Annotated in this window: 13 protein-coding genes; 7 read left to right on the top strand and 6 right to left on the bottom strand. The window is 50.9% G+C overall.

Features of this window, described 5'->3' with window-relative positions:
* Positions 1–450: 450 nt before the first annotated feature.
* The 4 genes from rsmG to asnC all read right to left on the bottom strand — a co-directional run bounded on the left by rsmG (position 451) and on the right by asnC (position 4,397).
* Complete coding sequence (rsmG, locus tag ACK8NJ_RS23590) at positions 451–1,074, bottom strand: 16S rRNA (guanine(527)-N(7))-methyltransferase RsmG (protein WP_000932863.1); 624 nt, start codon at positions 1,072–1,074, stop codon at positions 451–453.
* Between the two features lie 63 nt (positions 1,075–1,137).
* Entirely contained in the window at positions 1,138–3,027 is a 1,890-nt protein-coding gene (gene mnmG / locus ACK8NJ_RS23585; protein WP_000499788.1) for a tRNA uridine-5-carboxymethylaminomethyl(34) synthesis enzyme MnmG, read from the bottom strand.
* A gap of 378 nt (positions 3,028–3,405) precedes the next feature.
* Positions 3,406–3,849 carry an FMN-binding protein MioC gene (gene mioC / locus ACK8NJ_RS23580; protein WP_000763742.1) on the bottom strand — a complete coding sequence of 148 codons (444 nt, stop codon included), beginning with the start codon at positions 3,847–3,849 and terminating at the stop codon, positions 3,406–3,408.
* 89 nt (positions 3,850–3,938) lie between these two features.
* The gene (asnC, locus tag ACK8NJ_RS23575) at positions 3,939–4,397 is read right to left on the bottom strand and encodes a transcriptional regulator AsnC (RefSeq protein ID WP_000432970.1); all 459 of its coding nucleotides are present in this window, start codon (positions 4,395–4,397) and stop codon (positions 3,939–3,941) included.
* 151 nt (positions 4,398–4,548) lie between these two features.
* Here asnC and asnA point away from each other — a divergent pair, with 151 nt between their 5' ends.
* Positions 4,549–5,541, top strand: coding sequence for an aspartate--ammonia ligase (asnA, locus tag ACK8NJ_RS23570; RefSeq protein WP_000845104.1), 993 nt, complete (start codon positions 4,549–4,551; stop codon positions 5,539–5,541).
* 4 nt (positions 5,542–5,545) lie between these two features.
* Here asnA and viaA read toward each other — a convergent pair whose 3' ends face one another.
* Together viaA and ravA are read right to left on the bottom strand one after the other, a co-directional pair.
* Positions 5,546–6,997 carry an ATPase RavA stimulator ViaA gene (gene viaA, locus ACK8NJ_RS23565; protein ID WP_000956632.1) on the bottom strand — a complete coding sequence of 484 codons (1,452 nt, stop codon included), beginning with the start codon at positions 6,995–6,997 and terminating at the stop codon, positions 5,546–5,548.
* On the bottom strand, positions 6,991–8,487 hold the full coding sequence (gene ravA, locus ACK8NJ_RS23560; protein ID WP_001316743.1) for an ATPase RavA: 1,497 nt from the start codon (positions 8,485–8,487) through the stop codon (positions 6,991–6,993). The genes viaA and ravA overlap by 7 nt, the downstream gene beginning before the upstream one ends.
* Positions 8,488–8,709: 222 nt before the next feature.
* Here ravA and kup point away from each other — a divergent pair, with 222 nt between their 5' ends.
* From kup to rbsK, 6 genes are all read left to right on the top strand, one after another.
* Positions 8,710–10,578, top strand: coding sequence for a low affinity potassium transporter Kup (gene kup / locus ACK8NJ_RS23555; RefSeq protein WP_000102319.1), 1,869 nt, complete (start codon positions 8,710–8,712; stop codon positions 10,576–10,578).
* A gap of 166 nt (positions 10,579–10,744) precedes the next feature.
* A complete protein-coding gene (gene rbsD / locus ACK8NJ_RS23550) occupies positions 10,745–11,164 on the top strand; it encodes a D-ribose pyranase (RefSeq protein WP_334773014.1) in 420 nt (139 codons plus the stop codon).
* Positions 11,165–11,171: 7 nt separating this feature from the next.
* Positions 11,172–12,677, top strand: coding sequence for a ribose ABC transporter ATP-binding protein RbsA (gene rbsA, locus ACK8NJ_RS23545; RefSeq protein ID WP_000387771.1), 1,506 nt, complete (start codon positions 11,172–11,174; stop codon positions 12,675–12,677).
* A gap of 4 nt (positions 12,678–12,681) precedes the next feature.
* Positions 12,682–13,647: a ribose ABC transporter permease gene (gene rbsC, locus ACK8NJ_RS23540; protein ID WP_000211858.1), complete on the top strand. Its 966-nt coding sequence runs from the start codon at positions 12,682–12,684 to the stop codon at positions 13,645–13,647.
* Between the two features lie 24 nt (positions 13,648–13,671).
* Positions 13,672–14,562: a ribose ABC transporter substrate-binding protein RbsB gene (gene rbsB, locus ACK8NJ_RS23535; RefSeq protein WP_001056273.1), complete on the top strand. Its 891-nt coding sequence runs from the start codon at positions 13,672–13,674 to the stop codon at positions 14,560–14,562.
* Positions 14,563–14,687: 125 nt separating this feature from the next.
* The gene (gene rbsK / locus ACK8NJ_RS23530; RefSeq protein WP_001361088.1) at positions 14,688–15,617 is read left to right on the top strand and encodes a ribokinase; all 930 of its coding nucleotides are present in this window, start codon (positions 14,688–14,690) and stop codon (positions 15,615–15,617) included.
* The last annotated feature ends 1 nt before the right edge of the window (position 15,618 follow it).

The raw sequence follows: 15,618 nt of genomic DNA, 5'->3' as shown, positions 1-15,618 counted from the left end.
GCATACAATTGCGACTTTTCTGCAAACCCTGTTCGATCATGAAAAACTGTAAATAACGCGTAAACACTGGTGATAAAGCGTGCTTCAGATCACATATTGAGCATGTTCGCGCACAGCATATTTATTTACTTGGCAAATGATGCTTTTGCAAGTTTATGATATTTCAGTCTAAAAACAGATACTGTTTTAATAAATGACACTTACACAACAAAAACCACCCATTGACATTTTTAATAATGTTTTAACAGCCAATGATGATTCTTAGCGCCGATTTTTAGCAGACTGATATTTTCACTTATGACTTATTTTCTGCTTACCAAAAAAAGCCACGTTACTTTGTTGATGCAAAAGAGTGAACGTGGCGTTAAATGTAACCAGTTATATCAGTAGAAAACCTGGTTGTTGTTAACAGTCTAACCGGTCAATTTTTTATGATTTTTTTGATAAAAATTAAATTTTATTTGCTTTAATCACCACCAGATGACGTTCGCCATCCAGGGCCGGAACGTGAAGTTTAACCACTGATTCGACCTGATATTCTTCAGGCAACAAAGCGATTTCATCTTCCGGCATTTGGCCTTTCAGCGCGTAGAAACGGCCTTGCTCACCAGGAAGATGGTGACACCAGCTCACCATATCGTTCAGAGAGGCAAAAGCGCGGCTAATTACGCCATCAAATGGCGGCTCAGAAGGAAACTCTTCTACCCTGCTCTGTACTGGCTCAATATTCTCCAGTTTAAGCTCATGTTGCACCTGACGAAGGAAACGCACGCGTTTACCAAGGCTATCCAACAACGTGAAGTGGGCTTCAGGACGCACGATAGAGAGTGGAATGCCAGGCAGTCCTGGTCCGGTGCCGACATCGATAAACCGTTCACCTTGCAGATACGGTGCCACCACAATGCTATCGAGAATATGGCGTACCAGCATCTCATTAGGATCGCGGACCGAAGTCAGGTTGTACGCTTTATTCCATTTATGCAGCATATTCACGTAAGCAATTAGCTGGTTTTTCTGGTGATCGGTAAGCGAAATTCCTGCGTCTTTCAGCAGAGAGGTGAGTTTGTTGAGCACGGTGATTACCTGTTCTTGATGCGTTGCCCGGTAAGCGGGTGCTTACCAGGCATTTTTAATGCGTTATGCGCTACGACGCAGCATACCCTGTTTTTTCAGCCATACCAGCAGAATGGAGATGGCCGCAGGCGTGACGCCAGAAATACGCGAAGCTTGGCCGATAGAGGCCGGTTTGTGATCGTTAAGTTTGGCGATCACTTCGTTAGAAAGACCGGATACCTGGCGGTAATCCAGCGTCGCTGGTAGCAGGGTGTTCTCGTTACGCAGCTGCTTTTCGATCTCATCTTGCTGGCGCGCGATATAACCTTCGTATTTAACCTGAATCTCAACCTGTTCCGCCGCCTGTTCGTCTGTCAACGCAGGGGCAAACGGCGTCAGCGTGGTTAATTTTTCATAAGTCATTTCCGGACGACGCAGCAGATCTTCACCACTGGCTTCACGGGAAAGCGGCGCAGTCAGGTGAGCATTCACTTCGGCTGCAGCTTCCGCCGACGGGGTTACCCAGGTCGATTTCAGACGCTGACGCTCACGCTCGATATTCTCAAGTTTCTCGTTAAAGCGCGCCCAACGTTCGTCATCCACCAGGCCCAGTTCACGACCGATTTCAGTCAAACGCAGATCCGCATTATCTTCGCGCAGCATCAGACGATATTCTGCGCGCGAAGTAAACATACGATACGGTTCTTTGGTTCCTAAAGTGCACAGGTCATCAACCAGTACGCCGAGATACGCCTGAGAACGCGCCGGAGCCCAACCTTCTTTGTCAGCAGACAGACGGGCAGCGTTAAGACCAGCCAGCAAACCTTGCGCAGCGGCTTCTTCGTAACCGGTAGTGCCGTTAATCTGACCAGCAAAGAACAGCCCCTGGATAAACTTGCTCTCCAGCGTCGGTTTCAGGTCGCGTGGATCGAAGAAGTCATACTCAATGGCATAACCCGGACGCACGATCTTCGCGTTTTCCATCCCCTGCATGGAGCGGACGATTTGCATCTGCACATCGAACGGCAGGCTGGTGGAGATACCGTTCGGATAAATTTCGTTTGAGGTCAGCCCTTCCGGTTCAAGGAAGATCTGATGCTGATTTCTGTCGGCGAAGCGCATGACTTTGTCTTCGATCGACGGGCAGTAGCGTGGGCCGACACCTTCGATCACCCCTGCGTACATTGGGCTACGATCGAGGTTACTGCGGATCACATCATGGGTTTTCTCGTTGGTATGGGTGATATAACACGGCACCTGCTGTGGATGCTGGGACGCATTACCCATAAACGAGAATACCGGCATCGGGTTATCGCCATGCTGTTGCGCCAGCACGCTAAAGTCGATGGTTCGAGCATCAATACGCGGCGGAGTCCCGGTTTTCAGACGACCAACGCGCAGCGGCAGTTCACGCAAACGGCGAGAAAGCGGAATGGACGGCGGATCACCAGCACGGCCACCGCTGTAGTTATCCAGACCGATATGAATTTTACCGTCGAGGAACGTCCCAACGGTGAGCACGACGGCTTTAGCACGGAATTTCAGTCCCATTTGGGTAACAGCACCGACCACGCGATCGTTTTCGACAATAAGATCTTCAACCGCCTGCTGGAAGATCATCAGGTTCGGTTGGTTCTCCAGCGCCGTACGTACCGCCTGACGGTAGAGCACACGATCCGCCTGAGCTCGGGTAGCGCGAACCGCCGGTCCCTTGCTTGCGTTTAGTATCCTAAACTGGATACCCGCCTGATCGATCGCTTTCGCCATCAGACCGCCGAGTGCATCCACTTCTTTTACCAGATGTCCCTTCCCAATACCGCCGATCGCCGGGTTGCAGCTCATCTGCCCCAGAGTGTCGATATTGTGTGTCAAAAGCAGAGTCTGTTGACCCATACGCGCCGCAGCCATCGCGGCCTCGGTGCCTGCATGACCCCCGCCAATGATGATGACGTCAAAAGGATCCGGATAAAACATGGTGATTGCCTCGCATAACGCGGTATGAAAATGGATTGAAGCCCGGGCCGTGGATTCTACTCAACTTTGTCGGCTTGAGAAAGACCTGGGATCCTGGGTATTAAAAAGAAGATCTATTTATTTAGAGATCTGTTCTATTGTGATCTCTTATTAGGATCGCACTACCCTGTGGATAACAAGGATCCGGCTTTTAAGATCAACAACCTGGAAAGGATCATTAACTGTGAATGATCGGTGATCCTGGACCGTATAAGCTGGGATCAGAATGAGGGGTTATACACAACTCAAAAACTGAACAACGGTTGTTCTTTGGATAACTACCGGTTGATCCAAGCTTCCTGACAGAGTTATCCACAGTAGATCGCACGATCTGTATACTTATTTGAGTAAATTAATCCACGATCCCAGCCATTCTTCTGCCGGATCTTCCGGAATGTCGTGATCAAGAATGTTGATCTTCAGTGTTTCGCCTGTCTGTTTTGCACCGGAATTTTTGAGTTCAGCCTCGAGTTTATCGATAGCCCCACAAAAGGTGTCATATTCACGACTGCCAATACCGATAGCGCCAAAGCGGACCGCAGAAAGATCGGGCTTCTGTTCCTGCAATGCTTCATAGAAAGGAGAAAGGTTATCCGGAATATCTCCGGCACCGTGGGTTGAGCTGATAACCAGCCAGATCCCCGAGGCAGATAAATCTTCCAACAGCGGACCGTGCAGCGTTTCGGTGGTAAAACCCGCCTCTTCCAGCTTTTCAGCCAGGTGTTCTGCCACATATTCGGCACCGCCGAGGGTGCTGCCGCTGATAAGAGTGATATCTGCCATAAACCGCCACCTTTATTAAGAGTGGCGTATTGTACGCTGTGAACGCGTTGGGATCTACCTGTGGAAAAGTATGGGATTAAAAAAGCCGATCAGGGCTTTATGGTACGCATGATCGGGTTCTGCAGGACGATCAGTGTCTCGGTGGACTGAATTTCATCAATTGTTTGGATCTTGTTGATAAGTACATGCTGGAGAGCATCGATCGAACGGCACATCACTTTTATAAAGATGCTGTAGTGGCCGGTTGTGTAATAGGCTTCAGTGACTTCATCGAGGCTTTCCAGCTTTGCCAGCGCGGAAGGATAGTCTTTGGCGCTCTTTAATATAATGCCGATAAAGCAGCCTACGTCATAACCGAGCTGCTTCGGGCTGACATCAATACGCGCCCCGGTAATGATCCCCGCCTGCTTCATTTTCTCTACTCGAACGTGAATCGTCCCCGGACTGACGCCAAATTGTTTCGCCAGTTCGGCGTAAGCGGTGCGCGCATTACCCATTAATGCTTCCAGGATGCCACGGTCCAGATTGTCGATTAGATAATTTTCCATAGGATTTTCTTATGCGGATTGATGATTCATTCTATTTTAGCCTTCTTTTTTAATGAATCAAAAGTGAGTTAGGCTTTTTATTGAATGATTATTGCATGTGTGTCGGTTTTTGTTGCTTAATCATAAGCAACAGGACGCAGGAGTATAAAAAATGAAAACCGCTTACATTGCCAAACAACGCCAAATTAGCTTCGTGAAATCTCACTTTTCTCGTCAACTGGAAGAACGTCTGGGGCTGATCGAAGTCCAGGCGCCGATTCTTAGCCGTGTGGGGGATGGCACGCAGGATAACTTGTCGGGCTGTGAAAAAGCGGTGCAGGTAAAAGTGAAAGCTCTGCCTGATGCCCAGTTCGAAGTGGTTCATTCACTGGCGAAGTGGAAACGTCAGACCTTAGGGCAACACGACTTCAGCGCGGGCGAAGGGCTGTACACGCACATGAAAGCCCTTCGCCCCGATGAAGACCGTCTTTCTCCGTTGCACTCGGTCTATGTAGACCAGTGGGACTGGGAACGCGTAATGGGCGACGGCGAGCGTCAATTCTCGACTCTGAAAAGCACGGTAGAGGCGATCTGGGCGGGAATTAAAGCAACCGAAGCTGCGGTTAGCGAAGAGTTTGGCCTGGCACCGTTCCTGCCGGATCAGATCCACTTCGTACACAGCCAGGAGTTACTGTCTCGTTATCCGGATCTCGATGCCAAAGGGCGTGAGCGGGCGATTGCGAAAGATCTTGGCGCGGTATTCCTCGTCGGGATTGGCGGCAAGTTGAGTGATGGTCATCGTCACGACGTGCGCGCACCGGATTATGATGACTGGAGCACCCCGTCAGAGCTGGGCCATGCGGGTCTGAACGGAGATATTCTGGTGTGGAACCCGGTACTGGAAGATGCGTTTGAGCTTTCTTCCATGGGGATCCGCGTGGATGCCGACACGCTGAAGCATCAGCTGGCGCTGACCGGTGACGAAGATCGCCTGGAGCTGGAGTGGCATCAGGCGCTGCTGCGCGGTGAAATGCCGCAGACCATCGGCGGCGGTATCGGGCAGTCTCGTTTGACCATGCTGCTGCTGCAACTGCCACATATCGGCCAGGTTCAGTGTGGTGTATGGCCGGCAGCTGTTCGCGAGAGCGTCCCTTCTCTGCTGTAATAATTTATCGCCGCCAGCGTCTGAGCAGGCGGCTTCGCATCCCGGTATCAAAGCGCCAGATATGATCGAAAATGCGCATGATGCCGGGTTTGCCATGTGCCGACATCGCCACGGCATGAAAGCGATGCTGATGTACCCGCTGTAGCTCTTTCACTTTACTCGTCACGTCGTCAGGCAACCGCTGGGCGATAAAATCAGAAATCACCACCGCATCGGCATCAAACCATTCCCTGCTTTGCAAGCGTTCCATAATGGCGCGAAAACAACTGGCAAGATCGGTGCCGCCACGAAACTGCTGGCTTAAAAAACGGATTGCTTGTTCGATGCCTTGTGGGCCTGAAAGCTCATAACGGACGATCTCGGTGGAAAATAGCATAATATAGCAGCGCCGGTTTTCAGCGAGAGCAATGCGCATCAAGGCCAGGCAGAACGCTTTCGCACATTGTTCATTAAAGCCACCCATTGAGCCGGAAGTATCCACGCAGACAATAAACGGTCCGCGCGGCTGTTCGTCGTAATCTTTATGCACCACCGGGCGTTCGATCACTTTTTCACGCCACGACTCACCGTGCAGGCGATAGGTGAGCAACTGTTTTTCCACCAGCCGACGGTAAAACTCATACTCCAGTTCCGTTATCCCCAGTGTCGCCAGTTCTGGCGGCAGGAGACGTAAAATATCATCGCTTTGTTGCAGACCATCAACCTGCTCAGGAACCGTCGCCGGTTCGCGCACCAGGGTGCGGAAGGTTTCCATCTGCGCATCGTTGCGCGGTATTGATTTGGCTTCCCGGGAACGCCCCAGCTGTTCTGCCAGGCGTTTCAGTTCCGGCTGTTCGTTAAGAAATTCACCGTATTTCACAATCAACTGATAGTCGCCACGTTTAAGCTGACCGGCGCTCATATCCCACAGACGACCAGCTGCGGTATTGTTATCTGCGAGAATCGGTTCAAGTTGTCCGCTCAGCGTCATGCGTTCCTGAACTTCACTCAACAGTTGTTCGCGTTCTTCTTCTAATAGCTGTTGATTTAACGTCGTTGCTTGCACGATCAGACTTAAACGCCAACGCTGGAGAAAAAGCGTGTGTAACGCTGAAGTGATCGTGCTGTTAGCATCAACCAACTGTCGGGCTTGTTCTGCCCATGGGGAATTCAGACGATGCAGTAAGTCCAGGATCTGTGGTAGCTGCACAATAAACTGCGGCGTGGAGAGGAGCTGGCTTTGCTGATAGCACATCACCTCTTCGGTGAGTTCCGGCGGGACTCGGGCATCTTTCAGCCGACTGCGCAGCGCCTCACGCCAGCGGGGAACATCATCAGTGATTGCCGCCTTCAGTCGTGGGAATTTTTCAAAGAAGACTGCCAGCTGCGGTGAGGCCAGCAGCGCGATGATCATCTCTTCGATCAATCCCTCTTCGCTGACGGCCAGCATCACATTAAGCGTATCCAGCGTTAGCATTGTTGTGCCTGGCGAATCTGTGCGCCGACATCCTGTAGGCTGGCTTCAATGCGACCTAACCAGTCGCCAGGGATAAACAGACATTTTTGCTGTTCGCTGAATAAAGCGTGTTGCTTGCGCCAGTCGCTTTCAAGCTCTTCCAGTTGTTGTTTTATTTCACCTGGCAGACCTTCAGCCGATGAACCGGGAAGTGCCAGCGTACTGCCTTGTAAACTTACATCGCGTACAACAAGATGTTGGGCGCTATCAACTTCCAGATTCAGTTTCTGGGCAAAGCCGATACCGTTTAGTTTGCCGCGAATTTCACCACCTTTACTCAGCCACTGTTCCAGCGCGTTACGCTCAAAGGAGATATGAACCACTTCCATATCATGCAATTTTAACGGTTTTTGCAGCAGCAGAGTCAGAGTGGAAGCAGTAACGTTAACAGGAAGTTGATACTGCTGACGACGGCTGAAAATGCCGCCCAGACGAATTACCGTTAAGGCTGTTTTATCGCTTTGTTGCTGCTGGAGTTGCAGGTGACGTTGCACAATCGCGCCCAGGCGGGTCAACATCCCTTGCTGTTGCCAGGCATGACCAGTCATCAATACATCAATTTGTTGTTGTATCAAATTCAGGCTTTGCGCGTCATACCACAGGCAATCTTTCAGCAAAATGAGATCAACCGGGGCAACAGCACTGCGACCGCTAAAAAAGGCGCTGGCCTGCAATAAGCGGATCGCTTTTTTCCAGCGACGATCCGAGACATAAGGCGCATCCGGTAATTTATCCAGTTGCTGGCGCAGCATAAAAATCAGCTCAAATACATGATCGGGCAGCGTAATTTCACCAATCTCTTTCTGCCAGCGTTCATATTCTTCATCTGTGACCTGCAAGGAGGCAGGAACCGGATTATCGTTTTCATCCTGTTGACTGGTCAGCATGGAGCGGAAATTCGCTTTATCCTGCACTTTATCTAACCACAGACGAATCAGCATGCGGTCATATAACGCTTCCAGACTGCTGTCTGCTTCCGGCAGCTCGTTGGAGGCCGCCACCAGCAGGCGCATCGGGATTTTTTCTACGTGTGCACCGTTGCGGAACTGGCGCTCGTTAATGGCGGTGAGCAGGGTATTAAGAATTGCCGGGCCCGCTTTCCAGATCTCATCCAGAAAGACGATTTCTGCTTCCGGCAGGTAACCGCTGGTTAAACGTTCATAGCGCCCTTCATCTTTTAGCGCCTGAATAGAAAGGGGACCAAAAACTTCTTCCGGCGTGGAGAAGCGAGTCATCAGATATTCAAACGCGCGGGCATTCTGAAAGGCGAATTTTAAGCGCCGGGCGATCAAACTTTTGGCAATACCTGGCGGGCCAAGGAGGAACACACTTTCACCACTTAATGCCGCTAATAAACACAAGCGGATGGCGTGGCTACGTTCATAAAGCCCCTTTTCCAACGAACTGCTCAGGCGGGAAATTCTTTCCGCTAATAAATGAGGGTGAGCCATAATGAAGTGGCGTCCTTTCGTCAAAAGTTCTGCGTAAATTGCGAGTATAGACGTTTCTTGCTGGTGGCTAAAATAGTCTCAAAGGGGGGGTATTTTTCTTTGAGCCAGGTTAATGTGGCCGCATTTAGGAGTACGATTTTGCCGTTAATCGTGCATACTGTGCGCTTTTTTGTGGGCCAAGGGACTAAGCACACATTTCATATTTCAACGAAAGACTAGTCTATGAGCACTGATAATAAGCAATCATTGCCCGCGATTACCCTCGCGGCGATTGGAGTTGTCTACGGCGATATTGGTACCAGCCCGTTATATACACTTCGTGAATGTTTGTCCGGCCAGTTTGGTTTTGGCGTTGAACGCGATGCCGTGTTTGGCTTTTTATCGCTGATCTTCTGGCTGCTAATCTTTGTGGTTTCCATTAAATATCTCACTTTCGTAATGCGGGCAGATAACGCCGGTGAAGGGGGGATCCTGACGTTGATGTCGCTTGCCGGGCGTAATACGTCGGCGCGAACGACATCAATGCTGGTGATTATGGGGCTAATCGGCGGCAGTTTTTTCTATGGTGAAGTCGTCATAACACCCGCTATTTCGGTGATGTCTGCCATTGAAGGTCTGGAAATCGTCGCCCCGCAGCTGGATACCTGGATAGTTCCCCTCTCAATCATCGTTCTCACTTTACTATTTATGATTCAAAAACATGGCACGGCTATGGTCGGTAAGCTGTTTGCGCCGATCATGCTGACCTGGTTTTTGATTCTGGCAGGGCTGGGGTTACGTAGCATTATTGCTAACCCGGAAGTGCTGCATGCACTGAATCCGATGTGGGCGGTGCATTTCTTCCTTGAATACAAAACGGTTTCTTTTATTGCATTAGGGGCAGTGGTGCTGTCGATTACGGGGGTCGAGGCGCTGTATGCCGATATGGGGCACTTTGGTAAGTTCCCTATTCGCCTGGCGTGGTTCACCGTCGTATTACCTTCCTTGACCCTTAATTACTTCGGTCAGGGAGCGTTGTTGTTAAAGAACCCGGAAGCGATTAAGAACCCGTTCTTCCTGTTGGCACCGGACTGGGCGCTGATCCCACTGCTGATCATCGCCGCACTGGCGACGGTAATTGCCTCGCAGGCGGTTATTTCTGGCGTCTTCTCATTGACGCGTCAGGCGGTACGTCTGGGATATTTGTCGCCGATGCGCATTATTCACACCTCCGAAATGGAGTCAGGGCAAATCTATATTCCGTTTGTGAACTGGATGCTCTATGTCGCGGTCGTGATTGTGATTGTCAGCTTTGAGCACTCCAGCAACCTGGCGGCGGCGTACGGGATTGCGGTGACCGGAACCATGGTGCTGACGTCTATTCTCTCGACTACCGTGGCACGTCAGAACTGGCACTGGAATAAGTATTTTGTTGCGCTGATCCTGATTGCTTTCCTTTGTGTCGATATTCCATTGTTCACCGCTAACCTCGATAAACTGCTCTCCGGCGGCTGGTTGCCATTGAGCCTCGGTACGGTGATGTTTATCGTGATGACCACCTGGAAGAGCGAGCGTTTCCGCTTGCTGCGGCGGATGCATGAACATGGCAACTCTCTGGAGGCGATGATTGCTTCGCTGGAGAAATCACCGCCCGTTCGCGTGCCCGGGACCGCGGTGTATATGTCACGTGCAATCAACGTCATTCCCTTTGCGCTGATGCATAACCTTAAACATAACAAGGTATTGCATGAGCGGGTGATTCTGTTAACTCTGCGCACCGAAGATGCGCCATATGTCCATAACGTCCGTCGGGTACAGATTGAACAACTGTCGCCCACGTTCTGGCGCGTGGTGGCAAGTTATGGTTGGCGAGAAACGCCAAACGTGGAAGAAGTATTCCACCGCTGCGGTCTGGAAGGATTAAGTTGCCGGATGATGGAAACCTCCTTCTTTATGTCGCATGAGTCGTTGATCCTCGGCAAACGCCCGTGGTATTTGCGTCTGCGCGGTAAGCTGTACTTGCTGTTGCAACGTAATGCGCTGCGTGCGCCGGATCAATTTGAAATCCCGCCAAACAGGGTTATCGAACTGGGTACTCAGGTCGAAATCTAACGCCAGACGCCTCCTTTCTCCATAAGGGGGCGTTTTTGTTTCCATGGTTAATCACCATGTAAAACGTTTCGAGGTTGATCACATTTCCGTAACGTCACGATGGTTTTCCCAACTCAGTCAGGATTAAACTGCGGGTCAGCGAAACGTTTCGCTGATGGAGAAAAAAATGAAAAAAGGCACCGTTCTTAATTCTGATATTTCATCGGTGATCTCCCGACTGGGACATACCGATACGCTGGTGGTGTGTGATGTAGGTTTACCCATCCCCAAAAGTACAACGCGTATCGATATGGCATTAACCCAGGGTGTACCTTCTTTTATGCAGGTGCTGGGCGTCGTCACAAATGAAATGCAGGTCGAGGCAGCCATTATCGCGGAAGAGATCAAACAACATAATCCGCAACTCCACGAAACGTTGCTCACTCACCTTGAGCAGCTGCAAAAACACCAGGGAAATACCATTGAAATTCGTTACACCACGCATGAACAATTCAAACAACAAACCGCAGAAAGTCAGGCGGTAATTCGCAGCGGAGAATGTTCTCCGTATGCGAATATCATTCTCTGTGCTGGCGTGACGTTCTGAGGCCGTCATGGAAGCATTACTTCAGCTTAAAGGCATCGATAAAGCCTTCCCGGGCGTAAAAGCCCTTTCGGGTGCCGCGTTAAATGTCTATCCTGGCCGCGTGATGGCGCTGGTGGGCGAAAACGGTGCGGGTAAATCCACCATGATGAAAGTGCTTACGGGTATCTATACTCGCGATGCCGGTACGCTTTTATGGCTGGGGAAAGAAACGACGTTTACCGGGCCGAAATCTTCCCAGGAAGCCGGGATTGGGATTATCCATCAGGAACTGAACCTGATCCCGCAGTTGACCATTGCCGAAAACATTTTCCTCGGTCGTGAGTTTGTTAATCGCTTTGGCAAAATTGACTGGAAAACCATGTATGCCGAAGCGGATAAATTGCTGGCTAAACTTAACCTGCGCTTTAAAAGCGACAAGCTGGTGGGCGATCTTTCCATCGGTGACCAGCAAATGGTTGAAATCGCCAAAGTGCTGAGCTTTGAGTCGAAAGTCATCATTATGGATGAACCGACCGATGCGCTGACCGATACCGAAACCGAATCCTTATTCCGCGTCATCCGCGAGCTGAAATCGCAAGGCCGCGGTATTGTCTATATTTCCCACCGCATGAAAGAAATCTTCGAGATTTGCGATGACGTTACCGTTTTTCGTGATGGGCAATTTATTGCTGAGCGTGAAGTAGCATCACTGACCGAAGATTCGCTGATTGAGATGATGGTGGGGCGCAAGTTGGAAGATCAATATCCGCACCTGGACAAAGCGCCGGGAGATATTCGCCTGAAAGTCGATAATCTCTGCGGACCTGGCGTTAACGATGTCTCTTTTACTTTACGCAAAGGCGAAATCCTTGGCGTCTCTGGTTTGATGGGCGCAGGTCGTACCGAACTGATGAAAGTGCTCTACGGCGCACTGCCGCGCACCAGCGGTTACGTCACCCTGGATGGGCATGAAGTCGTTACCCGTTCACCGCAGGATGGCCTGGCAAACGGCATTGTGTATATCTCTGAAGACCGTAAACGCGACGGTTTGGTGCTGGGCATGTCAGTAAAAGAGAATATGTCGCTGACCGCGCTGCGCTACTTCAGCCGTACTGGTGGCAGTTTGAAGCATGCCGATGAACAGCAGGCAGTAAGTGATTTCATTCGTCTGTTTAATGTGAAAACGCCGTCGATGGAACAGGCAATTGGTCTGCTTTCCGGTGGCAATCAGCAAAAAGTGGCGATTGCCCGTGGTCTGATGACACGCCCCAAAGTGTTGATCCTCGATGAGCCTACCCGTGGCGTAGATGTCGGCGCGAAAAAAGAGATCTATCAACTGATTAACCAGTTCAAAGCCGATGGCTTGAGCATCATTCTGGTGTCATCGGAGATGCCAGAAGTATTAGGCATGAGCGATCGCATTATCGTCATGCATGAAGGGCATCTCAGCGGGGAATTTACTCGTGAGCAGGCCACCCAGGAAGTGTTAATGGCTGCCGCTGTGGGCAAGCTTAATCGCGTGAATCAGGAGTAAAAAAATGACAACCCAGACTGTCTCTGGTCGCCGTTATTTCACGAAAGCGTGGCTGATGGAGCAGAAATCGCTTATCGCTCTGCTGGTGCTGATCGCGATTGTCTCGACGTTAAGTCCAAACTTTTTCACCATCAATAACTTATTCAATATTCTCCAGCAAACCTCGGTGAACGCCATTATGGCGGTCGGGATGACGCTGGTGATCCTGACGTCGGGCATCGACTTGTCGGTAGGTTCTCTGTTGGCGCTGACCGGCGCAGTTGCTGCATCTATCGTCGGCATTGAAGTCAATGCACTGGTGGCTGTCGCTGCTGCTCTCGCGTTAGGTGCCGCAATTGGTGCGGTAACCGGGGTGATTGTAGCGAAAGGTCGCGTCCAGGCGTTTATCGCTACGCTGGTTATGATGCTTTTACTGCGCGGCGTGACCATGGTTTATACCAACGGTAGCCCAGTGAATACCGGCTTTACTGAGAACGCCGATCTGTTTGGCTGGTTTGGGATCGGTCGTCCGCTGGGCGTACCGACGCCAGTCTGGATCATGGGGATTGTGTTCCTCGCGGCCTGGTACATGCTGCATCACACGCGTCTGGGGCGTTACATCTACGCGCTGGGCGGCAACGAAGCGGCAACGCGCCTTTCTGGTATCAACGTCAATAAAATCAAAATCATCGTCTATTCTCTTTGTGGTCTGCTGGCATCGCTGGCTGGGATCATTGAAGTGGCGCGTCTCTCCTCCGCACAACCTACGGCGGGGACTGGCTATGAGCTGGATGCTATTGCTGCGGTGGTTCTGGGCGGTACGAGTCTGGCGGGCGGAAAAGGTCGCATTGTTGGGACGTTGATCGGCGCATTAATTCTTGGCTTCCTTAATAATGGATTGAATTTGTTAGGTGTTTCCTCCTATTACCAGATGATCGTCAAAGCGGTGGTGATTTTGCTGGCGGTGCTGGTAGACAACAAAAAGCAGTAATAACGACTACAGGACATCTTGAATATGAACATGAAAAAACTGGCTACCCTGGTTTCCGCAGTTGCGCTAAGCGCCACCGTCAGTGCGAATGCGATGGCAAAAGACACCATCGCGCTGGTGGTCTCCACGCTTAACAACCCGTTCTTTGTATCGCTGAAAGATGGCGCGCAGAAAGAGGCGGATAAACTTGGCTATAACCTGGTGGTGCTGGACTCCCAGAACAACCCGGCGAAAGAGCTGGCGAACGTGCAGGACTTAACCGTTCGCGGCACCAAAATTCTGCTGATTAACCCGACCGACTCCGACGCAGTGGGTAATGCTGTGAAGATGGCTAACCAGGCGAACATCCCGGTTATCACTCTTGACCGCCAGGCAACGAAAGGTGAAGTGGTGAGCCACATTGCTTCTGATAACGTACTGGGCGGCAAAATCGCCGGTGATTACATCGCGAAGAAAGCGGGCGAAGGTGCCAAAGTTATCGAGCTGCAAGGCATTGCTGGTACATCCGCAGCCCGTGAACGTGGCGAAGGCTTCCAGCAGGCCGTTGCTGCTCACAAGTTTAATGTTCTTGCCAGCCAGCCAGCAGATTTTGATCGCACCAAAGGTTTGAACGTAATGCAGAACCTGTTGACCGCACATCCGGATGTTCAGGCTGTATTCGCGCAGAATGATGAAATGGCGCTGGGCGCGCTGCGCGCACTGCAAACTGCCGGTAAATCGGATGTGATGGTCGTCGGATTTGACGGTACACCGGATGGCGAAAAAGCGGTGAATGATGGCAAACTAGCAGCGACTATCGCTCAGCTACCCGATCAGATTGGCGCGAAAGGCGTCGAAACCGCAGATAAAGTGCTGAAAGGCGAGAAAGTTCAGGCTAAGTATCCGGTTGATCTGAAACTGGTTGTTAAGCAGTAGTTTTAATCAGGTTGTATGACCTGATGGTGACATAAATACGGCATCGACAGATGAACGTGTAATATAAAGAAAAGCAGGGCACGCGCCACCCTAACACGGTGGCGCATTTTATGGACATCCCGAATATGCAAAACGCAGGCAGCCTCGTTGTTCTTGGCAGCATTAATGCTGACCACATTCTTAATCTTCAATCTTTTCCTACTCCAGGCGAAACCGTAACCGGTAACCACTATCAGGTTGCATTTGGCGGCAAAGGCGCTAATCAGGCTGTGGCTGCTGGGCGTAGCGGTGCGAATATCGCGTTTATTGCCTGTACGGGTGATGACAGTATTGGTGAGAGCGTTCGCCAGCAGCTCGCCACTGATAACATCGATATTTCTCCGGTCAGCGTGATCAAAGGCGAATCAACAGGTGTGGCGCTGATTTTTGTTAATGGCGAAGGTGAGAATGTCATCGGTATTCATGCCGGCGCTAATGCTGCCCTTTCCCCGGCGCTGGTGGAAGCGCAACGTGAGCGTATTGCCAACGCGTCAGCATTATTAATGCAGCTGGAATCACCACTCGAAAGTGTGATGGCAGCGGCGAAAATCGCCCATCAAAATAAGACTATCGTTGCGCTTAACCCGGCTCCGGCTCGCGAACTTCCTGACGAACTGCTGGCGCTGGTGGACATTATTACGCCAAACGAAACGGAAGCAGAAAAGCTCACCGGTATTCGTGTTGAAAATGATGAAGATGCAGCGAAGGCGGCGCAGGTACTGCATGAAAAAGGTATCCGTACTGTACTGATTACTTTAGGAAGTCGTGGTGTATGGGCTAGCGTGAATGGTGAAGGTCAGCGCGTTCCTGGATTCCGGGTGCAGGCTGTCGATACCATTGCTGCCGGAGATACCTTTAATGGCGCGTTAATCACGGCGTTGCTGGAAGAAAAACCATTGCCAGAGGCGATTCGTTTTGCCCATGCCGCCGCTGCGATTGCCGTAACACGTAAAGGCGCACAACCTTCCGTACCGTGGCGTGAAGAGATCGACGCATTTTTAGACAGGCAGAGGTGAC

Origin of the sequence: Escherichia sp. F1, assembly GCF_046764225.1 — a bacterium.
In the GTDB taxonomy this organism is placed as follows: Bacteria; Pseudomonadota; Gammaproteobacteria; order Enterobacterales; family Enterobacteriaceae; genus Escherichia; species Escherichia coli.
The sequence above is the reverse complement of the archived record's forward strand: the minus strand, read 5'-3'. Positions and strand labels throughout refer to the sequence as shown.

Bases quoted from the DNA above. Each gene is read 5' to 3' on its own strand.
- mnmG (WP_000499788.1), bottom strand. From the start codon at position 3,027: ATGTTTTATCCGGATCCTTTTGACGTCATCATCATTGGCGGGGGTCAT.
- mioC (WP_000763742.1), bottom strand. From the start codon at position 3,849: ATGGCAGATATCACTCTTATCAGCGGCAGCACCCTCGGCGGTGCCGAA.
- asnC (WP_000432970.1), bottom strand. From the start codon at position 4,397: ATGGAAAATTATCTAATCGACAATCTGGACCGTGGCATCCTGGAAGCA.
- asnA (WP_000845104.1), top strand. From the start codon at position 4,549: ATGAAAACCGCTTACATTGCCAAACAACGCCAAATTAGCTTCGTGAAA.
- viaA (WP_000956632.1), bottom strand. From the start codon at position 6,997: ATGCTAACGCTGGATACGCTTAATGTGATGCTGGCCGTCAGCGAAGAG.
- ravA (WP_001316743.1), bottom strand. From the start codon at position 8,487: ATGGCTCACCCTCATTTATTAGCGGAAAGAATTTCCCGCCTGAGCAGT.
- kup (WP_000102319.1), top strand. From the start codon at position 8,710: ATGAGCACTGATAATAAGCAATCATTGCCCGCGATTACCCTCGCGGCG.
- rbsD (WP_334773014.1), top strand. From the start codon at position 10,745: ATGAAAAAAGGCACCGTTCTTAATTCTGATATTTCATCGGTGATCTCC.
- rbsA (WP_000387771.1), top strand. From the start codon at position 11,172: ATGGAAGCATTACTTCAGCTTAAAGGCATCGATAAAGCCTTCCCGGGC.
- rbsC (WP_000211858.1), top strand. From the start codon at position 12,682: ATGACAACCCAGACTGTCTCTGGTCGCCGTTATTTCACGAAAGCGTGG.
- rbsB (WP_001056273.1), top strand. From the start codon at position 13,672: ATGAACATGAAAAAACTGGCTACCCTGGTTTCCGCAGTTGCGCTAAGC.
- rbsK (WP_001361088.1), top strand. From the start codon at position 14,688: ATGCAAAACGCAGGCAGCCTCGTTGTTCTTGGCAGCATTAATGCTGAC.